Origin of the sequence: Quadrisphaera sp. INWT6, assembly GCF_015390235.1 — a bacterium.
GTDB lineage: Bacteria > Actinomycetota > Actinomycetes > Actinomycetales > Quadrisphaeraceae > Quadrisphaera.
This window is the reverse complement of record NZ_VUOH01000001.1, coordinates 390,761-405,471: the sequence shown is the minus strand read 5'-3', so window position 1 is coordinate 405,471 and position 14,711 is coordinate 390,761. Positions and strand designations below refer to the sequence as shown.

Sequence of the window (14,711 nt, the reverse complement as noted above, 5' to 3'; positions counted from 1 at the left end):
GTAGGCGCTCAGGTGACGACGAGCCCCGGGTCGACGTCCGCCGCCCAGGCCAGCAGGCCTCCGCGCAGGTGCGCCGCGTCCGCGCGACCGGCGGCGCGCAGTGCCCGCACGACGCGCTCCGAGCGGGCGCCGGAGCGGCAGAGCACCACCACGCGGCCGTCCGGGAGCGGAGGCAGCACCCCGGAGAGCGCGTCGTCCAGCGGCACGGCGACGCTGCCCGGCAGCGAGCCCAGCGAGCGCTCGGCACCGGTGCGGACGTCGAGCAGGACGACACCGGCACCGCTCGCCAGCGCCTGCGCCAGCTGCGGCGCGGTCAGCTCCGCGTCGTCGGGGAGCGGCTCCTCGGCGCGGGGCTGCGGGACCTCGCGCCGGGGTCCGCTGCCACCAGGACCAGCGCCGCGGACGCGGACGGTCCGCCACGACATGGCCATCGCGTCGAGCACGAGCAGCCGGCCGACCAGGGGCTCCCCCGCACCGACGAGCAGCTTCACCGCCTCGACCGCCATCACCGAGCCGACGACGCCGCACAGCGCGCCCAGCACGCCGGCCTCGGCGCACGAGGCGACGGAGCCCGGCGGGGGCGGGGCGGGGAACAGGTCGCGGTACCCGGGACCTCCGGCCGCGGGCCAGAGCGCGGTGACCTGGGCGTCGTGCTGCAGCAGCGACCCGAAGACCTCCGGGACGCCCAGCTGCTCGCACGCGTCGGCGACGGCGTAGCGGGTGGCGAAGTTGTCAGCGCCGTCGACGACGAGGTGGCAACCGGCCAGGAGGCTCGTGGCGTTCTCGGCGGTGAGGCGCTCGGGGACGCGCACGACGCGCGCCCAGGGGGCCTGGCGGGCCAGGGCGTCGGCGGCGGAGTCGACCTTGGGGCGGCCGACGTCGTCGGCGCCGTGGAGCACCTGGCGCTGGAGGTTGGAGGCCTCGACGTCGTCGTCGTCGACGACCACCAGCTCGCCGACCCCCGCGGCGGCGAGGTAGGCGAGCACCGGGGAGCCCAGGCCGCCCGCCCCGACGACGGCGACGCGCGCGGCCCGCAGGCGGCGCTGCCCGACCTCGCCCACGGACGGCAGCAGCAGGTGGCGCGACCACCGCTGGCGCTCCTGCGGGGTCAGCGGCGGGCCCGGCTCGACCAGCGGCTCCACGCGACCAGCCTCGCACGCCCCGGGAACCGCAACCAGGCGCTCGACTGCGGTCCAGGAGGGACCAGGAACCGCAACCAGGCGCTCGGCTGCGGTCGAGGGGGTCAGCGGAGGTCGGGGTCCAGGCGGCGGTTGCAGGCCGACAGGACGGCGCGCACCACGGCGGGCTGCGAGCCGCCCTCGAGGGCGGCTCCCACCAGCTGCTCGCTGCCACGGGCGGTGGCGATGCCGATCATCACGGTGACGGCGGCGCGGCCGTCGAGCTCGCTGGGCCGCACGGCCTCGACCTCGCCGCGCAGACGACCACCGGCAGCGGACTCCAGGGCGCGCAGCGTGGCCGCCGCGAGCGCCCGCGGGCCGCCGGAGGGGGTGTTCGCGGCCTCGGAGACGCCGGTGTGCACCGAGCCGGCGCGGGTGAGCACCACGGTCGCCGTCGTCGCGAGGCCCTCGGTCACCACCTGGACCTTCTCGAGCACCAGGCGGTCCCCGCCCTGGGGGCGCGGGGCGGGGGCGGACTCCCCCAGCCACTGCGGGGCCGGGGTGGAGGCCACCGAGGTGGCGCTGAGCGGCGGCACGGAGATGCGGCCGGTGCGCGGCCGGTCGGCGCGCTCGGGGGCCGCGGCGGGCATGGGGACCCGGGGGCGCGAGGCCGCCTCGGGGGCGGGGACGACGGCGGGGACGACGGCGGGCGCCGCCACCTCGGCGGGCGCGTCCTCGACCGGCGCGGTGGCCTCCGGGGCCACGGGGCCGACGGCGGCCTCGAGGGCCAGCGCCTCCTGGACGGCGGCGGCCACGGCGGCCTCGTCGGCGCCGGGCACGAGCTCGAGGCGGACCACGGCCGAGCCGTCGTCAGCGGGCTCGACGCGCACGCCGGTGACCCCGGGGACGGAGAGGGCGACCCTCACGACGCCCTCGACCCTGGCGCCGCCGTCGCCGCTGGTCCCGGTGGGCTCGTCGGTCACCTGGCGGTCCGTGGTCTGGCCGATCGTCACGTCGCCTCCTGGCGTCCGGGACACCCAGTGGCGGGTGCTCTACGGAGTGTCACAGACCGGAGGTGTCCACCGAGGGCGAACGCCGCAGTCGCCCGCAGGGGGCCGCGCGGGCGCTCGGTGCAGGATGGGGTCGCGCACCCCGGCACCTGCCGGCCCCGGTCCCGCCGGGGAGCGCCAGCAGCCCCACCACCGCAGCAGGAGGACGACCCGTGGAGATCCGGATCGGCGTGCAGAACAGCCCCCGCGAGGTGGTGCTGGAGTCCAACGACAGCGTCGCCGAGGTCAGCGCCGCCGTCAGCGCCGCCCTCAAGGGCGGCACCACCCTGAGCCTGCAGGACGAGCGCGGCCGCACCGTGCTCGTCCCGGGCCCCGCGATCGCCTTCGTGGAGATCGGCTCGGAGGAGAAGAGCCGGGTCGGCTTCGGCGCCCGCTGACCCACCCGGCCCGAGAGCGCCGAGAGCGCCGGGAGCCACCGCGGTGAGCCGCGTCGCCGTCGCGGGCGGCACCGGGACCGTCGGCCGCCTCGTGGTCGCCGCCCTGCGGGGCGCCGGCCACGAGGCGGTCGTGCTCAGCCGCGCCAGCGGCGTCGACCTGCTGGCCGGAGCGACGCCGGCGCTGCTCGCGGCGCTCGAGGGCTGCGACGCCGTCGTCGACGCCACCGGACCGACCTCGCTGGCCGCCTCCCAGACGGCCCGCGGCAGCCGCCGCTTCTTCGAGCGGACGACGACGGCCCTGCTCGAGGCGGGCCGGACGTGCGGCGTGGGGCACCACGTCGCGCTGTCGATCGTGGGGGCCTCCCGGGTCGACGCCGCCCTGTACGCCGGCAAGGCGCGCCAGGAGCAGCTGGTCTCCCAGCACGACGGCGGGTGGACGCTGCTGCGCACCACCCAGTTCCACGAGCTGGTGCCGGTGCTCGCCGGTCTCGCCCGCACCGGACCGGTGCGCCTGGTGCCCGCCTTCACGAGCCAGCCCCTGGCCGCCGCGGAGGCCGCGGACGAGCTCGCCCGGCTGGCCGCGGGACCCCCGCAGGGCGCCGTCGCCGACCTCGCCGGTCCCCTGGTCGAGCGGGTCCCCGAGCTGGCCCGCCGCTGGCTGGCCGTCACCCGGCGGCCCGGCCGCGTGGTCGAGGTGCCGCTCCCCGGCCGGTTCGGCACCGCGCTGCGCACCGGTCAGGCGCTGCCCGGTGCGGGGGCGCGGCTCGCACGCACCACCTTCGCGGAGTGGCTCGCGGGCCAGCGCCCCGCGGGGCCAGGGCGCCCCGGGGAGCCCGTCAGGCGGTGAGGCCGAGCCGGAGCATCCGGCGCACGTGGTTCTCGGTGATGCGGCTGAAGATCTTGCCGACGGCCACGAGGTCGGTGCCCGCTCCCCCGCCCGTGACGAGCAGCGCCGCGAGGGAGTCGCGGTCGGCGGCGACCCGCTGCGCCTGGCTGAGGGCCTCCCCCACCAGGCGGCGGCCCCACAGGGCGAGGCGGCCGGCGACGCGCGGGTCGCGGGCGGTGGCCTCGCGGACCGCGCCCACCACGAACTCCGCGCCGCTGGTCTCGTCGAGCAGGCGCAGCACGAGGTCGCGGGTGGGAGCGGGCACGTAGGCCGCGATCTCGCGGTAGAAGTCGGTGGCGATGCCCTCGCCGACGTAGGCCTTGACCAGGCCCTCCAGCCAGTCGTTGGGGGTCGTGCGCTCGTGGTAGGCGTCGACGGCCGCCACGAAGGGCCGCATCGCCGCCTGCGGGTCGGCGCCGAGCTCCACCAGGCGCTCGGACAGCAGCTGGTAGTGCTGGAACTCCTCGACGGCGAGGGTCCCCAGCTCAGCGGTCTGCACCAGCGTCGGCGCCGAGCCCGCGTCCTGCGAGAGCCGGAGGAACCCGGTGAGCTCGCCGTAGGCCAGCGCGCCCAGCAGGTCGACCTCGGCTTCGAGGGCGCCGTCGGCGCCGGACGGGGGTGCTGACGTCATGACCTGCACCCTAGGGCGGCGGCCGCGCCGGGACCGCGCGCGGACCGCCGGTATCATGGGTGCTGACAACCTCGGTCGACCGGTCGCTGCCACGATCGGCAGCCGAACCGCCGCGGGGCGGTCCCGTCGATGAGCGCCGTCGAACTGACCGGTGCCCGACGCCCGACAGCACGGCCCCGCCACCGAGACGTGAGGCCACGCGTGCCCGAGACCACGGACGTCCAGTCCGACACCACCCCCCAGCAGCCCGAGCCGACCGAGCAGCCGACCGAGCAGGTCGACCGCTCGGCGCTCCCCGAGGACGCGATCATCGACGCCGACGTCGAGACCCCCGCCCCCGAGGTGCTGGCGCAGAAGTCCTTCGCCGACTACGGCGTGCAGCCCGCGATCGTCGCGGCGCTCGACCGGGCGGGCATCACCCACCCGTTCCCCATCCAGGCGATGACGCTGCCCGTGGCCCTGGCCGGCCACGACATCATCGGCCAGGCCAAGACCGGCACCGGCAAGACCCTCGGCTTCGGTGTGCCCGTCGTGCAGCGCGTCGTCGGCCCGGGCGAGGAGGGCTGGGACGCCCTCGACCTGCCGGGCAAGCCCCAGGCGCTCGTCGTCGTCCCGACCCGCGAGCTGGCCGTCCAGGTCGCCCGCGACCTGGAGCGCGCCGCCACCGACCGCGCCGCCCGCGTCCTGGTCATCTACGGCGGCCGCGCGTTCGAGCCGCAGGTCGAGGCGCTGCAGCGCGGCGTCGAGGTCGTCGTCGGCACCCCCGGCCGTCTGCTCGACCTGGCCCAGCAGGGCCACCTGAGCCTGGCCGCCGCCCGCGCCGTCGTGCTCGACGAGGCCGACGAGATGCTCGACCTGGGCTTCCTGCCCGACGTCGAGAAGCTGCTGTCGATGACGCCGGCCGGGCGCCAGACGCTGCTGTTCTCGGCCACCATGCCCGGCCCCGTGGTCGCCATGGCCCGCCGCTACATGAGCCAGCCGACGCACATCCGCGCCGCCGACCCCGACGACGACGGCGCCACGGTCAAGGCGACCACCCAGTTCATCTACCGCGCCCACGCGATGGACAAGGTCGAGGTCCTGGCGCGCATCCTGCAGGCCGAGGGCCGCGGGCTGACCATCGTCTTCGCCCGCACCAAGCGCACCGCCGCCAAGGTGGCCGACGAGCTGATGGACCGCGGCTTCGCCGCAGCCCCGCTCCACGGAGACCTCGGGCAGGGCGCCCGCGAGCAGGCGCTGCGCGCGTTCCGCAACGGCAAGGTCGACGTGCTCGTCGCCACCGACGTCGCCGCCCGCGGCATCGACGTCACCAACGTCACGCACGTCGTGAACTACCAGTGCCCCGAGGACGAGAAGACCTACCTGCACCGCATCGGCCGCACCGGCCGCGCGGGCGCCACGGGCACCGCGGTGACCTTCGTCGACTGGGACGACCTGCACCGCTGGGGCATGATCGACAGGACCCTCGACCTGGGCATCCCCGAGCCGGTCGAGACCTACTCGACTTCCCCGCACCTGTACGAGGAGCTCAGCATCCCGGCCGGCACCAAGGGCCGGCTGCCGAAGTCCGCGCAGACCCGCGAGGGCCTGGACGCGGAGGTCCTCGAGGACCTCGGCGAGACCGGACGACGCGACGGCGGTCGCGGTGGCCGTGACGGCGGGCGTGACGGCGGTCGCGGCGGGCGTGACGGCGGCCGTGACGGCGGCCGCGACGGCGGCCGTGGTGGCCGCGACGGTGGTCGTGCTGGCCGCGGCGCCGAGGGCTCCGAGCGCGGCCCCCGCGCCGAGGGCTCCGAGCGCCCGGCGCGCGGAGAGCGCACGGAGCGCCCCGAGCGGGCGCGGCGCACCGAGGGCACCGACGGGGCCGAGGGCGGAGAGGCCGGCGGTGAGCGCCAGCGCCGCCGTCGTCGTGGTCGCCGCGGTGGCGGCGCCGAGGGTGCGGCCGCTGACGCGGTCGCGCCGGCAGAGGGCGCCGAGCCGACGAGCCTCGACCAGATCGCCCTGCCCGACCGCTCCGGCGGTGCGGGCGGGGCCGGCGAGAACGGCCCCGACGCCGGGGAGTCCGCGGAGGCCCCGCGCCGCCGCCGCCGTCGCGGTGGCCGCGGCCGCGGCCGCAGCCAGACCGCCGGTGATGGCACGGGCGAGGCGTCGGGCGAGGGCTCCGACGCTGCCGAGCAGTCCGCCCCGGCGGGCGACACCTCGGGCGACTGACCCCGCCTCCTCCGCGACGACCGAGGACGTCGGGCCCGCTCTCCGGGCCGGACGTCCTCGGTCGTCGTGGGAGCGGCGAGTGCCTGCGGCGGTGATCGGTTCGCCGGGGCCATCACCTCGGGGCAGCATCGACGCCATGCTCGAGCTGCGAGGCGCTCGATGAGCGCGACCCCCACCGACCGGTTCCCGGACCGCCCGGACCAGCGCCCCTCCGCCACGGCGGCGACGCGGCCGCTGCTGCTCCGGCTGCTCGACGCGCCGGTCCGCTGGAGGGCGCTCGACACCGTCGCCGCCCCGGTGCGCGACCTGGTCCGTGCCGCCGAGCCGCGCTGGCTGGCCGACCTCCTGCACGGCACCTGGCTGGGCCACCCCCTGCACCCGGTGCTGGCGCAGGTCGTGGTCGGGTCCTGGACGAGCGCGGCGGCCGTCGACGCGCTGTCCCTGGCCGGCCTCGTGCCCGACGACCTCGCCGACGGCGCCGACGCCACGTCCGCCGCCCTGGCGGCGGCCGGCATCGCGACCACCCTGCCCACGGTCGCCTCCGGGCTGACCGACTGGGCCGAGCTGCACCCCGACCAGCAGCGCATCGGCCTCGTGCACGCGGCCAGCAACTACGCAGCCCTCACCGTGTTCGCCGCCTCGCTGGTGCAGCGCTGGCGCGGCAGGACGACGAGCGCGCGGTGGCTGTCGGTGGCGGGCGTCTCCACGGCGACGCTGGGCGCCGCGCTCGGCGGGCACCTGTCCTACCGCTGGTCGGCGGGCGCCTCGCACGCCGAGCACGTCCCGCACGTCGCCCCCGAGGGGTGGCACCGGGTCGCCGCCTACGACGAGCTCGTCGTCGACGAGCCGGTGCAGGGGCACGTGGGCGACGTGCCCGTCGTCGTCGTGCGGACCGCCGACGGCGTCTCCGTGCTCGCCGACAGCTGCAGCCACCTGGCGGGTCCGCTCTCCGGGGGGAAGGTCACCCGCGAGGGCGGCGAGGCGTGCCTCGTGTGCCCGTGGCACGGCAGCGCCTTCCGCCTGGCTGACGGCTCGGTCGCCGCGGGTCCGGCGGTGGCCCCGCAGCCGGTGCTCGCCAGCCGGGTCGACGTCGACGGGGGCGTGCTGGCCCGCGTCGTCCCCGTCCCCTGAGGGACGCGCGACCCCCGGGTCGCGCGCTCCCCGGTGGCGGCGGACGCTGGTGGGGTGCAGGACGACGGCTTCTTCGGCCCGGACAGCGTGACGTGGCGCCTCCACACCGACCCGCTGGTGGGCCCCGCCGGCCTGCGGGCGCTGCTGCTGCAGGCGCTGCACCCCCTCGCGATGCACGTGGTGGCCACGCGGTCGCGGTTCAAGGAGGAGACGTGGGGCCGCCTGCACCGCACCGGTGAGTACGTCGACACCACGACGTTCGGCTCGCGGCAGGAGGCCGAGCGGGCTGCGGCGGTGGTGCGCGGCATCCACGCCCGGATCCGCGGCACCGACCCGGCGACGGGGCTGGAGTACGGCGCCGACGACGAGGACCTGCTGCTGTGGATCCACTGCGCGCTGGTGGAGAGCATCCTCGACGTCGTCTCGCGCGGCCGGGCACCGTCGCAGCCGCTGAGCAGCGACGACGCCGACCGCTACGTGGCCGAGCAGGTGGTCTCCGCCGAGCTGGTGGGCGTCCGCCGGGAGGTCGTGCCGGCGAGCCGCGGAGACCTGGACGACTACTTCACCGAGGTCCGGCCGCACCTGGCGGTCACGCGGGAGGCGCGCGAGGCGGCCTCCTACATCGTGGCGCCGCCCATGGCCCCGAGGGTGGTGCTGACCACGCCGGCCGTCCCGGTCTGGCTGGGCGTCTCCGGGCTGGCCATGGCCTCCTTGCCGGCGTGGGCGCGGCGGATGTTCGCGCTCCCCGAGCTGGCCACCGCGCCCACCGACGCCGCGACGACAGCGGGTCTGCGCGCGCTCCGCGCAGCGCTGCTGCGCTCCGAGGGCCGGGTGCCGGGCGTTGAGCCCTCCGAGCACCGCAAGCGAGCAGTGGCGCGCATGGCGGGTCGCGCCGCCTGAGGCGCCCGAGCGCGCGAGGCCCTCAGGCGAGGGGCTCGAGCGCCGCCCAGGTCTCCTTGGCGGGCGCCGACCGCTGCCCCGTTGGACACGACGGGCGGAAGTCGCACCAGGAGCACAGCGCCGAGGGCGTGGCGGGGAACGCCTCGTCGCGGTCGGCCCCGGCGTCCAGCGCCGCCTGCGCCCGCACGGCGTCGCTGGCGATCGACTCGGCCCGGCGCACGACGCGCTCCAGCGAGGCGTCGGTGTGCTCCGCCACCGCCACGGAGCCGGTCGGCACGTGGTGCAGCTCGACGCGCCGGCACCGGGCGCGCAGGGTGCGCGAGACCGCCACGGCGTACAGCCCCAGGGCCAGCGAGGAGCGCGCGTCGTCGTCGTCCGGGGCCCGACGGCCGAGCTTGTAGTCGACGACGACGGGCTCGTCGCCGTCACCGTCCTCGCGGGGGCGGCGGTCGATCCTGTCGACGCGGCCGGAGAAGGCGAGGCGCTGGGTCGGGGCGGCCACGGTCCGCTCGACGCCGACGGGCTCGGCGGTCGGGTCGAGGCGCTCGGCGTAGGCGGCCACCGCCTCCTGCGAGCGGCGGCGGTGCTCCTCGGACTGCGCGGCGTCGCGGAAGCCGGCCGTCGTCCACGGCGTCCAGGCGCCCGCCACCAGCTCCGCGGCGCGCTGGGGGGTGCGGCGGGCCAGCGGCTCGTCCCACCAGCGCGCGAGGGCGTTGTGCACGGCGGCGCCCACGCTGGTGTGGGCGAACGCCGGCCCCCGCGGCGGGCTCGGGCGGTCGAGGTAGCTGAAGCGGTAGCGGCGGGGGCAGTCCTCGAAGGCCGCGAGCTTCGTGGGGGTGCAGGAGAAGAGCCGCTGAGGCATGCCCGGCAGCACCCCCTGGCCGCCCTGGCCCGCCGCGCTCACGCCAGCGCCCCGAGCTCTCCGAACGGGCGGGTGCCCGAGGCCTGCGCGAGCAGGCGGTGCAGGTCGTCGGGGCTCGTGCTGTTCTCGGCGAGCCGGTTCTGCTTGCCCGTGCCGTGGTAGTCGCTCGACCCCGTCGTCACCAGGTCGTGGGCGCGGGCGAACCCCCGGAGCCACTCGCGGTCGGCCGCGGTGTGGTCGCGGTGGTCGACCTCCACCCCGGCCAGGCCGGCGGCGACCATCTCCTCCAGCACGTCCTCGCCGACGACCTTGCCGCGGGCGGCGGCCAGCGCGTGCGCGATGACGGGCACGCCGCCGGCGGCGCGCACCCGCTGCACCGCGACGACGGGGTGGGGAGCGCCGTGGTGGACGACGTACGGCGACCCGTCGGCGAGCAGCCCCGCGAAGGCCTCGTCGCGGTCGGCGACGACGCCCGCGGCCACCAGCGCGTCGGCGACGTGCGGGCGCCCCACCGTGGCGCCCTGCGCGGCCTGGGCGAGGACGTCCTCCCAGGTGATGGGGAAGTCGCGGCCCAGCAGCTCCGCCATGGTGCGGGCCCGGCTGAGGCGGATGTCGCGGGAGGCGGCCAGCGTCTCGGAGAGCACCGGCTCGGCGGGGTCGTGCAGGTAGCTGAGCAGGTGCACCGTCACCCCGCGGACGCGGCAGGAGACCTCGGCGCCCGGCACCAGCAGCACACCGCTCACCTCGGCCTGCTCCCCCGCCCGCGCCCAGCCGGCGGTGGTGTCGTGGTCGGTGATGGCCAGGGCCTGGACACCCGCCTCGACGGCGGCGACGACGAGGCCGGCGGGGCTGTCTGTCCCGTCGGAGGCCGTGGAGTGGGTGTGCAGGTCGATGAGCACTGAGGAAGCGTAGGCGCGATCACCTCCGGGCGCTCAGGCGCCGGTGTGCTCCTCGCGGGCCTCGCCGCTCGGCTGCTCGCAGGCGGTCGGGTCGGACGCGGCGTCGTGGTGGTCGTGGTGCTCGCCGTCGTGCGACGCGTGGTCCGGGTCGTCGGGGCAGCAGGACGGCGTCGAGGTCGACGATGGGTCGCCCGCCGCCGTGGCCTCCTGGGTCGGCTCGGCCGAGGGCTCACCGGACGGCTCGGCTGACGGCTCCACCGCCGGGCAGGCACTGGCAGTGGGCTCTGCTGCGGCCTCAGCGGTCGCCTGGGCCGTCGGATCCGCTGTGGCCTCAGCCGTGACCGTCGGCTCGGCCGTGGCCGTCGGCTCTGCCGTCGTCTCCGCAGTGGCGGTGGCCTGGGCCGTCGGCTCCGCCGCGGCGGTGGCCTGCGCCGTGGGCTCGGCACTCGCCGCAGCGGTCGCGCAGGCGGCGGCGGTCGGCTCACCCGTCGGCTCGGCGGTCGGCTCACCCGTCGGCTCGGCGGTCGGCTCACCCGTCGGCTCGGCGGTCGGCTCACCCGTCGGCTCGGCGGTCGGCTCACCCGTCGGCTCGGCGGTCGGCTCACCCGTCGGCTCACCCGTCGGCTCGGCGGTCGGCGCCGGGCACGCCTCCACGGGCGGAGCGGCAGGCTCCTCGGCCACCGGCGGCGCGGGCTCGGGAGCCGGGGCCGGCTCCGGCGCGGCGATGACGACCGGGTCGGGCACGGGAAGGGCGGGCAGCGAGGTGAGGCCCTCGCGGTACGCCTGGGCCCAGCCCATGACCGTCGCGGCGTAGGGGGCCGAGCGGTTGTAGCGCCACAGGGCGGCGAGCTGGCCCTCCGGCGTGGAGAGGTCCGCGCCGCTAGCGCAGAGGTAGCGGGCGGCGCCGAGGGCGGCGTCGTCGACGTCGTCCGGGTCGGCGATGCCGTCGCCGTCCGCGTCAGCGCCCCACGCTCGCCACGTGCCGGGCAGGAACTGCATGGGGCCGACGGCGCGGTCGTGGGCGGCGTGGCCGTCGAGGCTGCCGCCGTCGCTGTCGGTGATGACGGCCGTGCCCGAGAGGCTGCCGTCGAGGAGGGGACCGCGGATGGGCGTGGTGGTGCGTCCGTCGGCGTCGACCCGGCCGCCGGCGGCGTGGCCCGACTCCACCTTGCCGATGCCTGCCAGCAGCTCCCAGGGGATGCGGCAGCTCGCGTCGGTGACGGCGGTGCGGTCCGCGGCGGCGCGGTACGCGGCGAGCACGCGCTCCGGGACGCCCTTCGAGGCGCCCTGCGGCACGACGGGCCCGGGAGCCGGCCGCCCGTCGCCCGACGAGGTCGGCTCGGGGGTGGCGCTGGGCTCGGCGACGGTCGGCACGGGTGCGGCGGCCACGAGGGGCACGACCTGCTCGCTCGCGGGCACCTCAGCCCCGGAGGCCGACGACGCGGCGGGCGCGGACGCGGTGTCGGACGCGGGGGCCACGAGCACGACCTCGCGGCTCTCCGGCTCCAGCACCCCCGAGGCGGCCACCACCGACGTCGCTGCCACCGCCACCGCGCACAGGGCCGCGGTGGACCCCGGCCTGCGCGGCCCGGACGCGCGCGCGCGACCGCCTGACCTCATGCGACCCCCCTCGCACCTGCCGTCCCCCCTGCGGGGAGGAGCGGCGGAGGTCCCAGCATGGACGCGGACGAAGCGGGACACAACCGACGCCCTCGCGTCGAGCGGATGACGCCCGGGTGGCTCGGCTGCGTCTCGGTGGTGTCGCGACCCGGTGGGAGGATCGCCCCATGAGCGAGGCCACGAGCACCCCCGAGGCCGTCGACCGGCCCCTCCCGTCCGAGGACGAGGAGCAGCGGCTCGCCGACCGCGGCTCCAACCGCAGCCAGCGGCCCAGCTCCCAGGCCTTCCGCGACTTCATCGCCGGCGGCTGGGCCCCCCGTCCGGCGCCGCCGGAGCGCCTGGCCGCGGCTCCGTGGGCCGCGGCGCGCCGCGAGCGCGTCAGCGCCGCCTTCCCCGGCGACCGCCTGGTGCTGCCCGCGGGTCCGCTGAAGGTGCGCAGCAACGACACCGACTACCGCTTCCGCCCGCACTCGGCGTTCGCCCACCTCACCGGTCTGGGCGCCGACCGCGAGCCCGACGCGGTCCTGGTGCTGGAGCCCCTGGCCGGCGGCGGCCACGAGGCGCAGCTGTTCTTCCGTCCCCGGGCGGAGCGCACGGACGACGAGTTCTGGGCCGACGCCCGCTACGGCGAGTTCTGGGTGGGGGTGCGCCCGTCGCTGGCGGACCTCGAGGCTGAGCTCGGTCTGGCGTGCCGCCACGTCGACGGCCTCGCCGCCGCCCTCGTGGCGGCCCTCCCCGCCCCCGGCGGACGGGTGCGCGTCGTCCCCGGGGCCGACCCGGGGGTCGAGGCGCTGCTGGTCGGCGCCGACGTCCGCTCCCCCGACGAGGACGAGGCGGGTGACGCGGCGCTCGCCGAGGCGCTGTCGGAGCTGCGGCTGGTCAAGGACGCCTGGGAGGTGGAGCAGCTGCGCGACGCCGTGGCGGCGACCGCCTCCGGCTTCGCCGACGTCGTCAGGTCCCTGACGGCGGCGGTGCGGCACGAGCGCGGCGAGCGGGTGGTGGAGTCGGCCTTCGAGGGCGTCGCGCGCCGGGAGGGCAACGGCGTCGGCTACGAGACCATCGCCGCGGCCGGCCCCCACGCGTGCACGCTGCACTGGATCCGCAACGACGGCGCCGTGCGCCCGGGCCAGCTGGTGCTGGTCGACGCCGGCGTCGAGGCCGTCTCGCTGTACACCGCTGACGTGACGCGCACCCTGCCGGTCGACGGCGTCTTCACCGAGCCCCAGCGGCGCGTCTACCAGGCGGTCCTCGACGCCGCCGACGCCGCCTTCGCCGTCGCGCGGCCGGGCTCGCGGTTCCGCGACCTGCACGCCGCGGCCATGGAGGTCATCGCCGCGCGGTTGGAGGAGTGGGGGCTGCTGCCGGTGAGCGCCGCCGAGGCCCTCGACCCGGCCACGGGCGGGCAGCACCGCCGCTGGATGGTGCACGGCACGTCGCACCACCTGGGCCTGGACGTGCACGACTGCGCCCAGGCGCGGCGCGAGATGTACCTCGACGCCGAGCTGGTGCCGGGCATGGTCTTCACCATCGAGCCGGGCCTGTACTTCAAGGCCGACGACGAGCTGGTGCCCGAGGAGCTGCGCGGCACGGGCGTGCGCATCGAGGACGACGTGCTCGTCACCGAGGACGGGTGCACCAACCTGTCCGCGGCGCTCCCCCGGACCCCCGACGACGTCGAGGCGTGGATGGCGTCGCTGCGCTGACCCGCGCGGCGCCCCGGCCCGAGCGCCGGGGCGCCCGACGACGGAGGAGGCCCGGACCGCAGCTGCGGTCCGGGCCTCCTCCGTCGTCCGGCGTCGTCGAGGTGGTGCTCAGGCCAGGGGGCCGGCGTCGCGCTGCAGCGGACGCACGCCCTCCAGGCCCTGGAGCAGCTGGCGGGCCCGGCCCGCCTCGGCGTCGGCGCAGATGACCGAGTAGCGCGAGGCGAGGATCGCGTTGACCGAGCTGAAGTCGCGACGGCCCCGGGTGAGGGCGAAGCTCACGACCCCGAACAGCATGCCGAAGCCGGCTCCGATGAGCAGGGCCGCGAGGAACAGGTTCCCCGAGCCGCCCGGGAAGAGCACGAACAGCAGCCCGACGAACCCGCCGAACCACAGGCCCGACAGGGCTCCGGCGAGAGCGACCCGGGCGTACGACAGCCGCCCGGTGACGCGCTCGACGCTGCGCAGGTCGGTGCCGACGATGCTGACGTGCTGGACCGGGAACCCCTCGTCGGAGAGGTGGTCGACCGCCTTCTGGGCCTCCAGGTAGGTGGCGTAGGAGGCGACCTCGCTGCCCGAGGGCAGCGCCGGGATGCCGGCGCGGACGCCGGCCAGCGGGTTGGTGCCGGACATCAGGCGGCCTGCGGTGCGGCGGTCACGGGCGTCAGACCGTCTCGTCGGCGCCGGCCTCGGCCAGCACCGTGGCCTCGCGCTCGGAGTCCGCGCCCGAGGTCGACAGCTCGCCACCGGCGTTCTCGAGGTGGGCGCGCACGAACCAGTGGTACTGCTCGAGCTGGCCGGACTGGCCGATGAGCAGGTCCTCGGTGATCGGGTCGAGGTCACCGGCGAGCTCGATCGCCTCGCGGTGGCTGGAGATCACGCCCTGGTAGACCAGGTCGAGGGCGCCGAGGTGCTCGATCGCGCCGGCGCGGCCGATGGAGTACTCGTTCCAGGAGCGCTGCTCGACGAGCTTGCCGGGGGTCCCGATCGGAGAGCCGCCCAGGGTCGCGATGCGCTCGGCGACCTGGTCGGCGAACTCGCGGACGGTGTCGACCTGCGGGTCGAGCATCTCGTGCACCGCGATGAAGTGCGGGCCCACCACGTTCCAGTGGATGTGCTTGAGGGTCAGGTGGAGGTCGTTCAGGGCGTGCAGCCGGTCCTGGAGGGACTCGGCGACCTTCGCGCTGTCGCTCTCGCCGAGACCCGGGACGCCGTAGTGGTTGGAAGCCATGCGACCACGCTAGATCGACACACCCCACCTCGCAGGTCGGCGCTGGGCCGCCCCGGGGGCGCGCTGCGTCGCACC

General features: G+C 77.2%; 14 protein-coding genes. 6 read left to right on the top strand and 8 right to left on the bottom strand.

Features of this window, described 5'->3' with window-relative positions; genetic code table 11:
• Window positions 1-8 precede the first annotated feature (8 nt).
• Together moeB and F1641_RS01740 are read right to left on the bottom strand one after the other, a co-directional pair.
• The gene (moeB, locus tag F1641_RS01745; RefSeq protein WP_309225310.1) at window positions 9-1,142 is read right to left on the bottom strand and encodes a molybdopterin-synthase adenylyltransferase MoeB; all 1,134 of its coding nucleotides are present in this window, start codon (window positions 1,140-1,142) and stop codon (window positions 9-11) included.
• A 101-nt stretch (window positions 1,143-1,243) separates the two neighbouring features.
• Window positions 1,244-2,131 (bottom strand): hypothetical protein, encoded by an 888-nt coding sequence (locus F1641_RS01740; protein WP_194902756.1) that lies wholly within the window; start codon window positions 2,129-2,131, stop codon window positions 1,244-1,246.
• Between the two features lie 209 nt (window positions 2,132-2,340).
• Here F1641_RS01740 and F1641_RS01735 point away from each other — a divergent pair, with 209 nt between their 5' ends.
• The gene (locus F1641_RS01735) at window positions 2,341-2,565 is read left to right on the top strand and encodes a DUF3107 domain-containing protein (RefSeq protein WP_194902755.1); all 225 of its coding nucleotides are present in this window, start codon (window positions 2,341-2,343) and stop codon (window positions 2,563-2,565) included.
• 43 nt (window positions 2,566-2,608) lie between these two features.
• Window positions 2,609-3,412 carry an SDR family oxidoreductase gene (locus tag F1641_RS01730; RefSeq protein WP_194902754.1) on the top strand — a complete coding sequence of 268 codons (804 nt, stop codon included), beginning with the start codon at window positions 2,609-2,611 and terminating at the stop codon, window positions 3,410-3,412.
• Here F1641_RS01730 and F1641_RS01725 read toward each other — a convergent pair.
• Window positions 3,402-4,082, bottom strand: coding sequence for a ferritin-like fold-containing protein (locus F1641_RS01725; protein ID WP_206690380.1), 681 nt, complete (start codon window positions 4,080-4,082; stop codon window positions 3,402-3,404). The two genes, F1641_RS01730 and F1641_RS01725, sit on opposite strands and share 11 nt — an antisense overlap.
• 201 nt (window positions 4,083-4,283) lie before the next feature.
• Here F1641_RS01725 and F1641_RS01720 point away from each other — a divergent pair, with 201 nt between their 5' ends.
• The 3 genes from F1641_RS01720 (at window position 4,284) to F1641_RS01710 (ending at window position 8,324) form a co-directional block, all read left to right on the top strand.
• On the top strand, window positions 4,284-6,293 hold the full coding sequence (locus tag F1641_RS01720; RefSeq protein ID WP_309225309.1) for a DEAD/DEAH box helicase: 2,010 nt from the start codon (window positions 4,284-4,286) through the stop codon (window positions 6,291-6,293).
• Between the two features lie 159 nt (window positions 6,294-6,452).
• Window positions 6,453-7,424 (top strand): Rieske (2Fe-2S) protein, encoded by a 972-nt coding sequence (locus F1641_RS01715; protein ID WP_194902751.1) that lies wholly within the window; start codon window positions 6,453-6,455, stop codon window positions 7,422-7,424.
• A gap of 54 nt (window positions 7,425-7,478) precedes the next feature.
• Window positions 7,479-8,324 carry an oxygenase MpaB family protein gene (locus F1641_RS01710; RefSeq protein ID WP_206690379.1) on the top strand — a complete coding sequence of 282 codons (846 nt, stop codon included), beginning with the start codon at window positions 7,479-7,481 and terminating at the stop codon, window positions 8,322-8,324.
• A 22-nt stretch (window positions 8,325-8,346) separates the two neighbouring features.
• Here the strand turns inward: F1641_RS01710 and F1641_RS01705 are convergent, their stop codons facing one another.
• Genes F1641_RS01705 through F1641_RS01695 form a run of 3 tightly spaced genes read right to left on the bottom strand, consistent with a single transcriptional unit; the run spans window position 8,347 to window position 11,705 of the window.
• A complete protein-coding gene (locus F1641_RS01705) occupies window positions 8,347-9,186 on the bottom strand; it encodes a PD-(D/E)XK nuclease family protein (RefSeq protein ID WP_194903286.1) in 840 nt (279 codons plus the stop codon).
• 38 nt (window positions 9,187-9,224) lie between these two features.
• Window positions 9,225-10,085 carry a PHP domain-containing protein gene (locus F1641_RS01700; protein ID WP_194902750.1) on the bottom strand — a complete coding sequence of 287 codons (861 nt, stop codon included), beginning with the start codon at window positions 10,083-10,085 and terminating at the stop codon, window positions 9,225-9,227.
• A 33-nt stretch (window positions 10,086-10,118) separates the two neighbouring features.
• The gene (locus F1641_RS01695; RefSeq protein WP_194902749.1) at window positions 10,119-11,705 is read right to left on the bottom strand and encodes a PT domain-containing protein; all 1,587 of its coding nucleotides are present in this window, start codon (window positions 11,703-11,705) and stop codon (window positions 10,119-10,121) included.
• A gap of 167 nt (window positions 11,706-11,872) precedes the next feature.
• On the opposite strand from F1641_RS01695, the gene F1641_RS01690 reads away from it, so the two are divergent.
• Complete coding sequence (locus F1641_RS01690) at window positions 11,873-13,408, top strand: aminopeptidase P family protein (protein ID WP_194902748.1); 1,536 nt, start codon at window positions 11,873-11,875, stop codon at window positions 13,406-13,408.
• A gap of 108 nt (window positions 13,409-13,516) precedes the next feature.
• Here F1641_RS01690 and F1641_RS01685 read toward each other — a convergent pair whose 3' ends face one another.
• Both F1641_RS01685 and F1641_RS01680 read right to left on the bottom strand, forming a co-directional pair.
• Window positions 13,517-14,038, bottom strand: coding sequence for a general stress protein (locus tag F1641_RS01685; RefSeq protein WP_194902747.1), 522 nt, complete (start codon window positions 14,036-14,038; stop codon window positions 13,517-13,519).
• Between the two features lie 31 nt (window positions 14,039-14,069).
• A complete protein-coding gene (locus tag F1641_RS01680; RefSeq protein ID WP_194902746.1) occupies window positions 14,070-14,636 on the bottom strand; it encodes a Dps family protein in 567 nt (188 codons plus the stop codon).
• Between the last annotated feature and the right edge of the window lie 75 nt (window positions 14,637-14,711).